Source organism: Geodermatophilus sp. SYSU D00684 (assembly GCF_054050455.1).
Genome location: NZ_JBJGZI010000051.1, coordinates 1 through 14,201, shown reverse-complemented (window position 1 = coordinate 14,201; position 14,201 = coordinate 1). Strand labels below are relative to the sequence as shown.

Here is a 14,201-nt window from a genome sequence, read left to right as displayed (position 1 = left end):
GATGTCATCAACCAAAGGAATCCCCCCGCGCCCGAAGACGCGGACAGGGGTTTGTTACTTGGCACTGACTTTCGGCACGCTGTTGAGTTCTCAAGGAGCGGACGCACACCAACTCGACCCTCTCGGGTTCTGCTGGAGGCTTGTTGTCCAACCCTGCGCCCGCCCGGAGTGTTCCCTCGAGGGGTCCTCCGCTCCGGCCCTCCCGGGCCGTGCGGCGCGCAGAGAGAAAGTTACGTGCCTGTCGGGAGCGTGTCAAACCGTCTCGGCCGTGACGCCAGACACCGTTCCGGAACCGGCGTGTCACATGGCGTCAACACGCCGGGACGTCCTCAGTGGGCGACGCGCTGGACCCCGGCGACGGACCGCTTGCCCCGGCGCAGCACCAACCAGCCGCCCGGCAGCCAGGCCTCCTCGCCCGGAACGGCGTCGGCGTCGGTCACCCGCTCGTTGTTCAGGTAGGCGCCGCCCTCCTTCACCGTCCGGCGCGCCTCGGACAGGCTGGAGACGAGCCCCGTCTGCTGGAGCAGCTGGGCGACGGTCGGGGTCGTGCCGTCGACGGTGACGCTGCCGGCCTCCCGCAGGGCCGCGCCGAGGGTGTCGGCGCCGAGCGCCGTCAGGTCGTCCCGGCCGAACAGCGCGCGCCCGGCCGCCTCGGCCTGGCGGAGCTCCTCGGGCCCGTGGACCAGCGCGGTCAGCTCCTCGGCCAGGGCCCGCTGCGCCGCGCGCGACGCCGGGCGCTCCCGGCTCTCGGCGAGGACCGCCTCGACCTCCTCGGCCGGCCGCTCGGAGAACTGCGGCAGCCAGGTGAGCGCGTCGGCGTCGTCGGCGTTGAGCCAGAACTGGAAGAAGGCGTAGGGCGAGGTGAGCGCGGGGTCGAGCCACACGGTCCCGCCCTCGCTCTTGCCGAACTTCTGCCCGTCGGACTTGGTGACCAGCACGGTGGACAGCGCGTGCACCGAGGCCCCCTCCACCCGGCGGACCAGGTCGATGCCGGCGGTCAGGTTGCCCCACTGGTCAGAGCCGCCGGTCTGCAGCGTGACGCCGTGGCGGCGGAACAGCTGCAGGAAGTCGTGCGCCTGGAGGATCTGGTAGCTGAACTCGGTGTAGCTGATGCCGGCCTCGGAGTTCAGCCGCGCGGACACCGCCTCCTTGGCCAGCATCCGGCCGACCCGGAAGTGCTTGCCGAGGTCGCGGAGGAAGTCGATGGCCGACAGCGGCTCGGTCCAGGTGAGGTTGTCGACGTAGACCGGCGCGGGCAGGTTCTCGCGCTCGGCGGGCCGGTCGAGGAAGGGCGCCAGCTGGCGGCGGATGCTGTCCACCCAGCCGGCCACGGTCGAGCGGTCGTTGAGCTGCCGCTCGGCGGTCGGCCGCGGGTCGCCGATGAGACCGGTGGCGCCGCCGACGAGGACCACCGGGTGGTGGCCGGCGCGCTGCAGCGCCCGCAGCACCATCACCTGGACCAGGTGCCCGACGTGCAGGCTCGGCGCGGTGGGGTCGAAGCCGCAGTAGTAGGTGACCGGTCCCTCGGCGAGGTGGGCGCGCAGGGCGTCCTCGTCCGTGGTCTGGGCGATGAGCCCGCGGCGCTGCAGTTCGTCGAGGACGGAGGAGGTCACGAGGTACCAGTCTGCCCGGCGGCGCGGCGGCGGCGCTGGCCACCCGGGCGGAAGACGCTCACCGACGGCGCCCCGGTCTCCCAGAACCGCCACGGCAGCTCGGTGGCCCGGCTGATCCCGACCCGGGGCCCGGCCGAGACGGCGTCCGGCCGCTTCCCCGCGTACAGCCGCACCGGCGAGGCCGGGTCGAGGACGTCGGCGCCGCCGTCGGCCGGCCCGATCGCCAGCGCCGCGGTCAGCCGGGCCGGGCCGCGGGCCAGGTCCCGGGGCACGCGGGCGGAGGGACGGCGCAGCGCCGCGACGTCCTCCCCCACGACCACCTCGCCGGCGCGCAGCAGCACCGCGGATCCGCGGCCGGCGGGACCGACGACGACGTTGGCGCACCAGTGCACGCCGTAGCTGAAGTACACGTACAGCCGCCCGGGCGGGCCGAACATGATCGCCGCGCGCGGGGTCGGGCCGCGGTGCGCGTGCGACGCCGGGTCCTCCCCCTCCCCCGAGTACGCCTCGACCTCGGTGAGCCGGACGGCGACGGTCCCCTCCGGCCGGTCGGTGACCACCCAGCAGCCCAGCAGCGCCGGGGCGACGTCGTCGACCGGCGCGAGCAGCTCCTCCGCCGTCAGCAGGCGGCCCGGCGAGCTCAGAGCGCGGCCGCCACGGGCGAGTCGGCCGACCAGCGGCCGTGCGCGGCGACGACGTCCTTGAGCGCGGCCAGCTGGCCGGCGACCCGCGCGGGCGCCGTCCCGCCGCGGGTGTCCCGGGCGGCGAGGGCGCCCTGCACCGACAGCACCTCGCGGACGGCGGGGGTGAGCCGCTCGTCGATGCCGGCGAGCTGGTCGTCGTCGAGCTGGTCGAGCTCCAGGCCCGCGGCCTCGCAGACGGCGACCATCTCGCCGGAGATCTCGTGCGCCGACCGGAACGGCACGCCGTTCTTGACCAGCCACTCGGCGACGTCGGTGGCCAGTGCGAAGCCCTGCGGTGCGGCGGCCTCGAGCACCTCCGGGCGCAGCGTGAGCGTGGCGACCATGCCGGTGACCGCGGGCAGCAGGAGCAGCAGCTGCTCGAGGGAGTCGAAGACCGGCTCCTTGTCCTCCTGCAGGTCGCGGTCGTAGGCCAGCGGCAGGCCCTTGAGCATGGTGAGCAGGCCGGTGAGGTTGCCGACGAACCGGCCGGACTTGCCGCGCGCCAGCTCGGCGATGTCGGGGTTCTTCTTCTGCGGCATGATCGACGACCCGGTCGCCCAGGCGTCGTCGAGGCGGGCCCAGCCGAACTCGGTCGAGGTCCAGAGCACGACCTCCTCCCCCAGCCGGGACAGGTGGACGCCGACCATCGCGGCGGCGAAGCAGAACTCCGCGGCGAAGTCGCGGTCGCTCACCGCGTCGATCGAGTTCTCCGCGGCCCGGTCGAAGCCGAGCTCGGCGGCGACGGCGTCGGGGTCCAGCGGCAGCGACGAGCCGGCCAGCGCGCCGGAGCCGAGCGGGCTGACGGCGGCGCGGCGGTCCCAGTCCAGCAGCCGGTCGACGTCGCGGGCGAAGGCGTGCGCGTGCGCGAGCAGCTGGTGGCTGACGAGCACCGGCTGGGCGTGCTGCAGGTGGGTCATGCCGGGCGCGGGGACCTCGAGGTACCGCTCGGCCAGCCCCGTGAGCGCGTACTCCAGCGAGGCCAGCTCGCCGACCAGGGCGCGCACGTTGTGCCGCAGGTACAGCCGCAGGTCGGTGGCGACCTGGTCGTTGCGGGACCGGCCGGCGCGCAGCTTGCCGCCGAGGGTGCCGAGCTTGGCGATCAGGCCGCGCTCGAGCGCCTCGTGCACGTCCTCGTCGGCCTCGACCGGCGCGAAGGTGCCGGCGGCGACCTCCGCCGACAGCTCGGTGAGCGCGCGCAGCATCTGCTCGAGCTCGTCGTCGGCGAGCAGCCCGGCGCGGTGCAGCACCCGGGCGTGCGCGCGGGAGCCGGCCAGGTCGTAGGGGGCCAGCCGCCAGTCGACGTCGGTCGACTTCGACAGCGCCGCCATGGCCGGCGACGGCCCGCCGCCGAAGCGGCCGCCCCAGAGCCGGGTCTGCGAGGCGGGGGCGGTCGGGTCGGTCACGGGGCTGATCCTCCAGCGGGGTCGTCGGTCTCGTCGGTCAAGTGGGGCGGCTCGCCGGGCGCGCGGCCGGCCAGCGACCGCAGGCGCTGCGCCAGCGCCGCGCCGCCGTCGGGGTCGCGCGAGACGACGAGCAGCGTGTCGTCCCCGGCGATGGTGCCCAGGACGTCGGGCAGGCCCACCTTGTCCAGCGCCGAGGCGAGGAACTGCGCGGCGCCGGGCGGGGTGCGCAGCACCGCCAGGTTGGCGCTGCCCTCGGCGCTGGTGAGCAGGTCCCCGAGCAGCCGGGTGAGCCGGGCGGGGGCGGCCTGCGCGGGGCGCAGCGGGGCGTTCTCCGGCGGCAGCACGTAGGACGCCGGGGCGCCGTCGGAGCCGCGCAGCTTGACCGCGCCGAGCTCCTCCAGGTCGCGCGAGAGCGTGGCCTGGGTGACCTCGACGCCCGACTCGGCCAGCAGCGCGGCGAGCTGCGTCTGCGAGGTCACCGGCCGGGCGGCGATGAGCTCGGCGATGCGGGCCTGTCGCGCCGACCGGGTCAGCGCTCCCGTCATCCCGATCGCTCCAGCAGCCAGGTGAGCAGGGCCTTCTGCGCGTGCAGCCGGTTCTCCGCCTCGTCCCAGACGACGCTCTGCGGGCCGTCGATCACCTCGGCGGCGATCTCCTTGCCGCGGTAGGCCGGCAGGCAGTGCAGGACGAGGGCGTCGTCGGCGGCGCGGGCCAGCGCGGCGTCGTCGACGGCGTAGGGCAGGAACGGCGCGACGCGGGTGTCGTACTCGTCCTCCTGGCCCATCGAGACCCAGGTGTCGGTGGCCAGGACGTCGGCGCCGTCGGCGGCGGCCGCGGCGTCGGCGGTCCACTGCACCGAGCCGCCGGTCTCGGCGGCGATCTCCGCCGCCCGCTTCAGGACGTCGGGCGCCGGCTGGTACTCCTCGGGCGAGCCGATCCGCACGTGCATGCCGGCGGTGGCGCCGCCGAGCAGGTAGGAGTGCGCCATGTTGTTGGCGCCGTCGCCGAGGTAGGTCAGCGACCGGCCGGCCAGCGAGCCCTTGTGCTCGGCCACCGTCTGCAGGTCGGCGAGGATCTGGCAGGGGTGGAAGTCGTCGGTGAGCGCGTTGACCACCGGCACGCGGCTGGTGGCGGCCATGGTCTCCAGCCGGTCCTGGCCGAAGGTGCGCCACACGATCGCGGCGACCTGCCGGTCGAGCACGCGGGTGGTGTCCTCCACCGGCTCGCCGCGGCCGAGCTGGCTGGACCCGGCGTCGATCACCAGCGGGTACCCGCCGAGCTCGGCGACGCCGACCGAGAACGACACCCGGGTGCGGGTGGAGGGCTTGTCGAACAGCACGGCGACCGCACGGGGCACGCCGTTCGAAGCGCGCAGCGGGGTGGGTGCGGCGTCGGTGTGCCGGGTGCGCTTGAGCTCGGCGGCGAGCGCGAGGACCTCGGCCTGCTCGTCGGGGGTGAGGTCGTCGTCGCGGGTGAGGTGCCGGGTCACTGGTCGGTCTCCTGCAGGGCGGTGTCGAGGGCGGCCGGCAGCGCGGCGACGAAGGCGTCGACCTGGGCGTCGGTGAGGACCAGGGAGGGCGCCAGGCGGAGCACGTCGGGGGCGACGGCGTTGGTGAGGAAGCCGGCGGCGCGCAGCTGCGCCTCCAGCGCCGCGGCGGCCGGGGCGGTGAGGACGACGCCGAGCAGCGCGCCCCTCCCCCGCACCCCGGCGATCCCGGCGTGACCGAGTCCCTCGATGCCGGCGGTGAACCGGTGCTCGAGCTCCTTGGCGCGCTCGAGCAGGCCCTCGTCGCGCATGGTGTCGAGGACGGCGAGCGCGGCGGCGCAGGCGATCGGGTTGCCGCCGAACGTGGAGCCGTGCGAGCCGGCGGTCATGAGCTCCGCGGCGTCGCCGAAGGCGAGCGTGGCGCCGATCGGCAGGCCGCCGCCGAGCGCCTTGGCCATGGTGACGAGGTCGGGCTGGAGTCCGTCCGCCTGGTGGGCGAACCAGTGGCCGGTGCGGCCGGTGCCGGTCTGCACCTCGTCGACGGCGAACAGCGCGCCGGCGTCGGCGGCGGTGCGGGCGGCGGCGGTGAGGTAGCCCGGCGGCGGGGGCTGCACGCCGCCCTCCCCGAGCAGCGGCTCGAGCAGCACCATCGCCGTCTGCTCGCCGACCGCGCCGGCCAGCGCGCCGGCGTCGCCGTAGGGCACGTACCGGACGCCGCCGGGCAGCGGGGCGAACGCGGCGGCCTTGGACGGCTGGCCGGTGAGCGCGAGCGCGCCCATCGTGCGGCCGTGGAAGGCGCCCTCGGCGGTGACCACCTCGGGCCGGCCGGTGAGCCGGCTGATCTTGAACGCGGCCTCGTTGGCCTCGGCGCCGGAGTTGCAGAAGAACACCCGCCCGGGCCGGCCGGCCAGCTCCAGCAGCCGCTCGGCGAGGGTCACGCCGGGCTCGTGCATCGCCAGGTTGGAGACGTGCCCGAGGGTCTGCGCCTGCCGGGTGATCGCCTCGACCACCCTCGGGTGGGCGTGGCCGAGGATCGTCGTCGCGATGCCGCCGAGCAGGTCGGTGTACTCGCGGCCGTCGACGTCCCAGACGGTGGCGCCCGCGCCGCGCGCGAGCGCGACCGGCGGGGTGCGGTAGTTGCCCATCATCACGGCCGACCAGCGGGCGGCCAGCTCCTCCGTGTGGGTCATGCCGGCTCCTCTCCGCTCAGTGAGTGGGCGGGGACGACCATCGTCCCGGTGCCCTCGGTGGTGAACATCTCCAGCAGCAGGGCGTGCGGCGTCCGGCCGTCGACGACGGTCGCCCGCTTCACCCCGCCCTCGACCGCCCGCAGGCAGGCGGCCATCTTCGGGATCATCCCGGCGTCCAGGTCGGGGAGGATCTCGGCGAGCTCGGCGGCGTCGATCTGCTGCACGAGCGAGTCGCGGTCGGGCCAGTCGGCGTAGAGGCCCTCGACGTCGGTGAGGACGACGAGCTTCACCGCGCCGAGCGCCACGGCGAGCGCGGCGGCGGCGGTGTCGGCGTTGACGTTGTGCACCACGCCGTCGCGGTCGGGCGCGACCGTGGCGACGACCGGGATCTTCCCGGACTCCAGCAGCGCGGTGACCGGCGTCGGGTCGACGGCGACGACGTCCCCGACCCGGCCGACGTCGACCGGCTGCCCGTCGACCAGCGCCTGGGTGCGCTCGGCGGTGAACAGGCCGCCGTCCTCGCCGGACAGGCCGACCGCGAGCGGACCGTGCTGGTTGACCAGCCCGACCACCTCCGGGGTGACCTGGCCGGTGAGCACCATGCGGACCACCTCGACGGTCTCGTCGGTGGTCACCCGCAGGCCGCCGCGGAACTCGCTCTCGATGCCGAGCCGGCCGAGCATCTCGGTGATCTGCGGGCCGCCGCCGTGGACGACGACGGGGAGGATGCCGCAGGTCCGGAGGAACACCATGTCCTCGGCGAACGCGCGGCGGCACTCCTCGTCGACCATCGCGTGGCCGCCGTACTTGATCACCACCACGTTGCCGTGGAACTCGCGCAGCCACGGCAGCGCGCCGGTGAGGACGGCGACCTTGCGGGCGTCGCCCTCCGGGTCGTAGGTGCGCATGACCCGGGTGGTGCCGATCCGCCGGCGCGGCGGGGGCGCCTCGTCGACCCGGACGTCGGGCGGGGTGGGGTCCTCGTGGGTGCTCACGTCGAGTAGGCCGAGTTCTCGTGCACGTAGGCGATGGACAGGTCGTTGGTCCAGATCGTGGCGTGCTCGGTGCCGGCGCCGAGGTCGACGTCGATGGTGATCGCCCGGCCGGTGAGGTCGACGCCCTCCCGCGGGTCGCCGATCGCGCCGCCCCGGCAGACGGTCACGCCGTTGATGGTCACGTCGACGCGGTCGGGCTCGAACGCGGCGTCGGTGGTGCCGATCGCCGCGAGCACCCGGCCCCAGTTGGGGTCGTTGCCGAACAGCGCCGTCTTGAGCAGGTTGTTGCGCGCGCAGGCCCGGCCGGCGGTGAGCGCGTCCTCGACGCTCGCCGCGTTGCGCACGGTGATCGCGATGTCCTTGGTCGAGCCCTCGGCGTCGGCGAGCAGCTGCATGGCGAGGTCGGTGGCCGCGGCGGTGAGCGCCTCGGCGACCTCCTCCGCGGCCGGGCTGACCCCGCTGGCGCCGTTGGCCATCGCGACGACGGTGTCGTTGGTGGACAGGCAGCCGTCGGAGTCGACCCGCTCGAAGCTCACGCCGGTGGCGGTCTTCAGCGCCTCCTGCAGCACGGCCGGGTCGACGGCCGCGTCGGTGGTGAGGACGACGAGCATCGTGGCCAGGCTCGGCGCGAGCATGCCGGCGCCCTTGGCCATCCCGCCGACCGACCAGCCGTCCCGCTCGACGACCGTCGTCTTGGGCACCGAGTCGGTGGTCATGATCGCCCGGGCGGCGTCGGGACCGCCGTCGGCCGACAGCGCCTTCGCCGCGTCGGTGACCCCGGGCAGCAGCCTGTCCATCGGCAGCCGGACGCCGATCAGCCCGGTGGAGGCCACCGCGACGTCGATCGCGCCGATCTCCAGACCGGCACGGCCCAGCTCGGCCGCGGCGTGCTCGGCGGTGGCGTGGGTGTCCTGGAAGCCCTCGGGGCCGGTGCACGCGTTGGCGCCGCCGGAGTTGAGCACCACCGCCCGCAGCCGGCCGGTGGCCAGCACCCGGCGGCTCCACTGCACCGGCGCGGCCGGGAAGCGGTTGGTGGTGAAGACGGCGGCGGCGGCGTCCTGCGGCCCGTCGTTGACGACCAGCGCGACGTCGGCCGCGCCGGTGCTCTTGAGCCCGGCCGCGACGCCGGCGGCCCGGAAGCCCTGCGGTGCGGTGACGCTCACGGGGCCACCCCCACCAGCGGCAGGCCCGCGGTCTCGGGCAGGCCGAGGGCGATGTTGGCGCTCTGGATGGCGCCGCCGGCGGTGCCCTTGGTGAGGTTGTCGACCGCGGCGACGACGACCAGCCGGCCGGCGTCCGGGTCGACGGCGACCTGCACCGCGACGGTGTTGGCGCCGAGCACCTGCGCCGTCGTCGGCCACTGGCCCTCGGGCAGCAGGTGCACGAACGGCTCGTCGGCGTAGGCCTTCTGGTAGGCGGCCCGCGCGGCGTCGGCGTCGGTCCCGGGCCGCAGCGGCGCCGAGCAGGTGGCGAGGATGCCCCGGCTCATCGGCACCAGGGTCGGGGTGAAGCTGATCCGCACCGGTTCCCCGGCGGCGGCGCCGAGGGTCTGCGCCATCTCGGGGGTGTGCCGGTGCACGCCGCCGACGCCGTAGGCGCTGACCGAGCCCATCACCTCGCTGCCGAGCAGGTGCGGCCTGGCCGCCTTGCCCGCGCCGGAGGTGCCGGAGGCGGCGACCACGACGACGTCCGGCTCGACCAGCCCGGCGGCCAGCGCCGGGGCCATCGCGAGGGTGACCGAGGTGGGGTAGCAGCCGGGGACGGCGATCCGCCGCGCGCCGGCCAGCCGCTCCCGCTGGCCGGGCAGCTCGGGCAGGCCGTAGGGCCACGACCCGGCGTGGTCGCCGCCGTACCAGCGGGCCCAGGCGGCCGGGTCCTGCAGCCGGTGGTCGGCGCCGCAGTCGATGACCAGGGTGTCCGGGGACAGCTGCGCGGCGATCGCGGCCGACTCCCCGTGCGGGAGCGCGAGGACCACGACGTCGTAGCCGGCCAGGTCCTCGGGCGTGCTCGACCGGACCTCGAGGTCGGCGAAGGGCAGCAGGTGCGGCTGCAGCTCACCCAGGCGTCGGCCGGCGCTGCTGTTCGCGTGCACCCCGGCCAGGCGGAGGTGCGGGTGCCCGGCCAGCAGCCGGCACACCTCTCCCCCCGCGTACCCGGTGGCGCCGGTGACCCCGACCGTCCACGTCTGCCCTGTGTTCACGATGCATGACCATACAGGACCGTGCATGACCTTCCATGGCCGGGGGCCCGAGGCGCCTCCGCACACGCTCGTGCTCTGCCCACCCCTGTGGGCAGAGCACGAGCGCGCACGGGCGAGGGGAGGTCAGGCCAGCGGGTCGCCGTCGCCGTACGGGAGCAGCCGCAGCCGCCGGGCGTCGTCGGTCGGCGTGGTGGCGCGGAGGGTGTCGAGGTCGTCGACGCCGGCGCGGAAGAACCGCCCCGACCACTGGTCCAGCTCCCCGGCGGCGATCGCCACCACCAGGTCGACGACGTCCTCGGGCCGGGTCCACTCGGTGCGGCCCTCGTGCATCGGCATGGCGCGGGTCATCGCGGTGTCGACGACGCCCGGTGCCAGGTCGAACGCCCGCACGCCGTGCGCGGCGCCGGCCAGGTCGATCGCCTCGGTGATGCGCATCTGCGCGGTCTTCCCCGCGGAGTACGCGCTGTAGTGCGGATTGACGCGGGTGCCGATCCCGCTGGCCAGGTCGACCACCCGGCCGCCGCCGACGGCGACCATCCCGGGCAGCACGGCGCGGGCGACGAGGAACGGCCCGCGCACCTGGCTCTCCACGACCTGCCACCACTGGTCGGGGTCGGCCTCCCACAGCGGCACCTCGGCGGCGTCGATGAGGCCGGCGTTGTTCACCAGCAGCCCGACCGGCCCGAGCTCGCGGACCACCTCGCCGACGGCGGCGTCGACGGCGGTGCGGTCGGTGACGTCGGCGGGCAGCGCGAGGGTGCGGGCGCCGGTGGCGGCGGCGACCTCGGCCATCGCCGTCCGCAGCCGCTCGGGCCCGCGGGCCATGCCGGCGACGGCGGCCCCCCGGGTGGCCAGCCCCTCGACCAGGTGCCGGCCGATGCCCGCCGAGGCCCCGGTGACGAGCGCGACCAGGCCGGTGAGGTCCGCCATCAGTCGCCGCTGCGCAGGCTGATGCCCTGCAGGCCGACGACGGCGACGATGCCCTCGCGCACCCGGGCGACGTCCTCGGCGGTCAGCGTGCGGTCCGGCGCGCGCAGCACCAGGGAGTAGGCCAGCGACCGCGACCCGGCCGGGACCGGCGGGCCGGAGTACACGTCGAACAGGCGGACCGCCTCGAACAGCTCGCCCGCGCCCCCGCGGACCAGCGACTCGACGTGCGCGGCGGTGATCTCGTCGGGCACGACGAAGGCCAGGTCGAGGAAGACCGGCGGGAACGTCGAGATGCGCGGCCCGACCGGGACGGGCGCCGGCGGGAACGCGTCGACGTCGAGCTCCATGACCGAGGTGCGGGCCGGCAGGTCCAGCGCGGCGCACACCCGCGGGTGCAGCTCGCCGGCGTACCCGACCACCCGGTCGTCGACCACGAGCTCGGCGCAGCGGCCGGGGTGCCAGGGCGCCTGCTCGCCGGGGCGGACGAACAGCTCGACGCCCGCGGCGGCGGCCACCAGCCGGGCGGCCTGCACGGCGTCGGCCCAACCCGCGGCCCGGCCCGGGCCCCACCAGCCGCGCGGCTCGCGCTGGTCGGCCAGCGCGACGGCGACGTGCCAGGGCTGGTCGGGCACCGCGCCGAGCAGGGCGGCGAGGGTGTCGTCGTCCGGGCGGCGGTCGACGCCGGGCAGCGGCGCGGGGGTGCGCCGGTCGCCCGGGAAGACCGCGCCGTGCTCGAAGAGGGCGACGTCGCGCCGGCCGCGGGAGAGGTTGCGCGCCAGGGTCGCGAGCAGCCCGGGCAGCAGCGTGGTGCGCAGCGCCGGCTCCTCCTCCGACAGCGGGTTGCGCACGAGCACGACCCGGCGGCGCGGGTCGTCCTCGGCGAGGCCGAGCGCGTCCAGCGCCGGGGCGCCGACGAACGGGTAGGACGGCGCCTCGACGTAGCCGGCCTCGGCCAGCGCGCGGCCGACCGTGCGGCGGCGGCGCTGGGTCTCGGTGAGCCCGCGGCCGGGCGGGGCGGTGGGCAGCACCGAGGGGACGTCGTCGTAGCCGGCCAGGCGGACGACCTCCTCGACCAGGTCGGCCGGGTCGGTGAGGTCCGGGCGCCAGGACGGCGGGGTGACGGTCAGCGAGCCGCCGTCGGCCTCCACCGCGCAGCCGACCGCGCCGAGCAGCCCGACCACCTGGGCCGGCGAGTAGGGCACGCCGGAGACCCGGCCGGGCCTCGCGGCGTCCAGCGCGATCGACGGGCGGGGGGCGCGGGTGTCGACGTCGACCGGCGCGCCGACGACGCGCGCGCCGCCGTGCTCGGCGAGCAGCTGCGCGGCGCGGGCCAGCGCGGCGACCGTCATCTCCGGGTCGACGCCGCGCTCGAAGCGGCGCGCGGCCTCGCTCGGCAGCCGGTGCCGGCGGGCGGTGCGCGCGACACCGGTGGGCTCCCAGTGCGCCGCCTCGAGCAGCACGGCGGTGGTGCCCTCGCCGATCTCGGTCGAGGCGCCGCCCATCACCGCGGCCAGCCCGATCGGGCCGGTGTCGTCGGTGATGAGCAGGTCGTCGTCGGACAGCTGCCGGTCGGCGCCGTCGAGGGTGGTCAGCCGCTCGCCCTCGCGGGCCCGGCGGACGACGATCGGGCCGGTCACCGCGTCCCGGTCGAAGGCGTGCATCGGCTGGCCGAGCTCGAGCATCACGTAGTTGGTGACGTCGACGGCCAGCGAGATGGAGCGGATGCCGGACTGGGCGAGCCGGCGGCGCATCCACCACGGGCTGGGCGCGGTCGGGTCCAGGCCCTCCAGGGCGACCATCGAGAACCGGTCGCAGCGGTCGGCGTCGGCGACGGTCACCTCCCACGCCGGCTCGCCGGACCAGGCGGGGGCCTCCGCCGCGCCCGGGTCGCGCCACGCGACGCCCAGGCCGGTGCCCATCTCCCGGGCGACGCCGCGCATCGCCAGGCAGTAGCCGCGGTCCGGGGTGACGTTGAGCTCGATGACGACGTCGTCGAGGCCCACGACGGGGCGGGCGTCGGCGCCGGGCTCGAAGCCCGCGCCCAGCACCAGGATCCCGGCGTGGTCCTCGCCGATGCCGAGCTCGCGGACCGAGCAGATCATCCCGTCGGAGACGTGGTCGTAGGTCGTCCGCGCGGCGATCTCGAACCCGCCGGGGAGCACGGCGCCGGGCAGCGCGACGACGACGGTGTCCCCCACCGCGAAGTTGCTCGCGCCGCAGACGATCCCGCGCGGGGTGCCCTCGCCGACGTCGACCTGGCACCACCGGATCGGCTTCTTGAAGCCGGTGAGCTCCTCGATCTCCAGCACCCGGCCGACCACCAGCGGGCCGGTGACCTCGGCCGGGGTGTGGATCTCCTCGACCTCCAGGCCCAGCCGGACGAAGGCGGCGTCGAGGTCCTCGACGGTGGTCCCGGCGGGGACGTCGACGTACTCGGCCAGCCAGCCGACGGGGACCCGCATCTAGAGCTCCACTCCGAACGCACTCGTGAACCGGACGTCGCCCTCGACGATGTCGCGCATGTCGCCGACGCCCGAGCGGAACTGCAGCGCCCGCTCGATGCCCATGCCGAAGGCGAAGCCGCTGTACTCCTCGGGGTCGACGCCGCAGGCGACCAGCACCCGCGGGTTGACCATCCCGCAGCCGCCCCACTCGACCCAGCGGGGGCCGTCGCGGTGCTCGGGGAACCAGACGTCGAACTCCGCCGAGGGCTCGGTGAAGGGGAAGTACGACGGCCGCCAGCGGGTGACCGCCTCGGGGCCGAACAGCGCCCGCGCGAGGTGGTCGAGGGTGCCGCGCAGGTGCGCCATCGTCAGCCCGCGGTCGACGGCCAGGCCCTCGACCTGGTGGAAGACCGGGGTGTGCGTCGCGTCGAGCTCGTCGGTGCGGTAGACCCGCCCGGGCGCGACGACGTACAGCGGCGGCGTCCGGGACAGCAGCGTGCGGGCCTGCACCGGGCTGGTGTGCGTGCGCAGCACCAGGCCGGAGTCCTCGGGGGCGACGAACAGGGTGTCCATCATCGTGCGGGCCGGATGGTCGCGGCCGATGTTGAGCGCGTCGAAGTTCAGCCACTCGGCCTCGAGCTCGGGCCCCTCGGCCACCTCGTAGCCCATGCCGACGAACACGTCGGCGATCCGCTCCTGCAGCGTGGTCAGCGGGTGGCGGGCGCCGCGCGGGGTGCGGTCCCAGGGGAGGGTGACGTCGACCCGCTCCTCGGCCAGCGCCCGGGCGTCGCGCTCGGCCTCCAGCGCGGCCTTGCGCGCCTCGTAGGCCTCGGTGACGGCGACCCGCGCGGCGTTCACCCGCTTGCCGGCGTCGGCGCGGGCGGCCGGCGGCAGCGCGCCGAGCTCGCGGCGGGCCAGCGGCACGGGCGCGCGGTCACCGAGGTGGGCCGGGCGCACGGCGGCCAGCGCCTCGAGGTCGCCCGCTCCCGCGAAGGCCTCGCGGGCCGCCGCGACGGCGGCGTCGAGGGCCTCGGCGGACAGGGCCGCGACCTGCTTGGGATCGTAGGGGTCGTTGGCGCCGGACACGGGAGGCCATTCTGCCCGCCGCCCCGTCTCCCCCGCCCCCGGGTTCTCGGCCGGCACCCTCCGGGGCGGGGGGGGGGGGGGGGGTGGGGCGCCCCCACCCCCCCCCCCCCGGGGGGGGGGGGGGGGCGGCGGGGGGGGGGGCGGGGGGGGGCGGGGCGGGGGGGGGGGGGG

The 14,201-nt window shown here is 76.1% G+C and carries 12 protein-coding genes; all 12 read right to left on the bottom strand.

What is annotated here, in order from left to right; all coding sequences use genetic code 11:
* Positions 1–329: 329 nt before the first annotated feature.
* Positions 330–1,613, bottom strand: a complete 1,284-nt coding sequence (gene tyrS / locus ACI79L_RS23665) for a tyrosine--tRNA ligase (RefSeq protein WP_456939144.1) — start codon at positions 1,611–1,613, stop codon at positions 330–332.
* Positions 1,610–2,236: a DNA-3-methyladenine glycosylase gene (locus ACI79L_RS23660; RefSeq protein ID WP_456939145.1), complete on the bottom strand. Its 627-nt coding sequence runs from the start codon at positions 2,234–2,236 to the stop codon at positions 1,610–1,612. The genes tyrS and ACI79L_RS23660 overlap by 4 nt, the downstream gene beginning before the upstream one ends.
* A gap of 17 nt (positions 2,237–2,253) precedes the next feature.
* Positions 2,254–3,699 carry an argininosuccinate lyase gene (gene argH / locus ACI79L_RS23655; protein WP_456939143.1) on the bottom strand — a complete coding sequence of 482 codons (1,446 nt, stop codon included), beginning with the start codon at positions 3,697–3,699 and terminating at the stop codon, positions 2,254–2,256.
* Positions 3,696–4,244 (bottom strand): arginine repressor, encoded by a 549-nt coding sequence (locus ACI79L_RS23650; RefSeq protein ID WP_456930461.1) that lies wholly within the window; start codon positions 4,242–4,244, stop codon positions 3,696–3,698. Before ACI79L_RS23650 ends, argH begins: the two co-directional genes overlap by 4 nt.
* Positions 4,241–5,188: an ornithine carbamoyltransferase gene (gene argF / locus ACI79L_RS23645; RefSeq protein ID WP_456939142.1), complete on the bottom strand. Its 948-nt coding sequence runs from the start codon at positions 5,186–5,188 to the stop codon at positions 4,241–4,243. Before argF ends, ACI79L_RS23650 begins: the two co-directional genes overlap by 4 nt.
* Entirely contained in the window at positions 5,185–6,375 is a 1,191-nt protein-coding gene (locus tag ACI79L_RS23640; protein WP_456939141.1) for an acetylornithine transaminase, read from the bottom strand. The genes argF and ACI79L_RS23640 overlap by 4 nt, the downstream gene beginning before the upstream one ends.
* Positions 6,372–7,370: an acetylglutamate kinase gene (gene argB, locus ACI79L_RS23635; protein WP_456939140.1), complete on the bottom strand. Its 999-nt coding sequence runs from the start codon at positions 7,368–7,370 to the stop codon at positions 6,372–6,374. Before argB ends, ACI79L_RS23640 begins: the two co-directional genes overlap by 4 nt.
* On the bottom strand, positions 7,367–8,533 hold the full coding sequence (gene argJ / locus ACI79L_RS23630) for a bifunctional glutamate N-acetyltransferase/amino-acid acetyltransferase ArgJ (protein WP_456939139.1): 1,167 nt from the start codon (positions 8,531–8,533) through the stop codon (positions 7,367–7,369). The genes argB and argJ overlap by 4 nt, the downstream gene beginning before the upstream one ends.
* The gene (gene argC / locus ACI79L_RS23625) at positions 8,530–9,570 is read right to left on the bottom strand and encodes an N-acetyl-gamma-glutamyl-phosphate reductase (protein WP_456939138.1); all 1,041 of its coding nucleotides are present in this window, start codon (positions 9,568–9,570) and stop codon (positions 8,530–8,532) included. Before argC ends, argJ begins: the two co-directional genes overlap by 4 nt.
* 123 nt (positions 9,571–9,693) lie before the next feature.
* Positions 9,694–10,500 (bottom strand): SDR family NAD(P)-dependent oxidoreductase, encoded by an 807-nt coding sequence (locus tag ACI79L_RS23620; RefSeq protein ID WP_456939137.1) that lies wholly within the window; start codon positions 10,498–10,500, stop codon positions 9,694–9,696.
* On the bottom strand, positions 10,500–12,962 hold the full coding sequence (gene pheT / locus ACI79L_RS23615; protein WP_456939136.1) for a phenylalanine--tRNA ligase subunit beta: 2,463 nt from the start codon (positions 12,960–12,962) through the stop codon (positions 10,500–10,502). Before pheT ends, ACI79L_RS23620 begins: the two co-directional genes overlap by 1 nt.
* Entirely contained in the window at positions 12,963–14,030 is a 1,068-nt protein-coding gene (gene pheS, locus ACI79L_RS23610) for a phenylalanine--tRNA ligase subunit alpha (protein WP_456939135.1), read from the bottom strand.
* Positions 14,031–14,201: the final 171 nt, after the last annotated feature.

Excerpts from the sequence above, each read along its gene's own strand:
- ACI79L_RS23640 (WP_456939141.1), bottom strand. The coding sequence starts at position 6,375 with ATGACCCACACGGAGGAGCTGGCCGCCCGCTGGTCGGCCGTGATGATG.
- ACI79L_RS23650 (WP_456930461.1), bottom strand. The coding sequence starts at position 4,244 with ATGACGGGAGCGCTGACCCGGTCGGCGCGACAGGCCCGCATCGCCGAG.
- pheT (WP_456939136.1), bottom strand. The coding sequence starts at position 12,962 with ATGCGGGTCCCCGTCGGCTGGCTGGCCGAGTACGTCGACGTCCCCGCC.
- ACI79L_RS23620 (WP_456939137.1), bottom strand. The coding sequence starts at position 10,500 with ATGGCGGACCTCACCGGCCTGGTCGCGCTCGTCACCGGGGCCTCGGCG.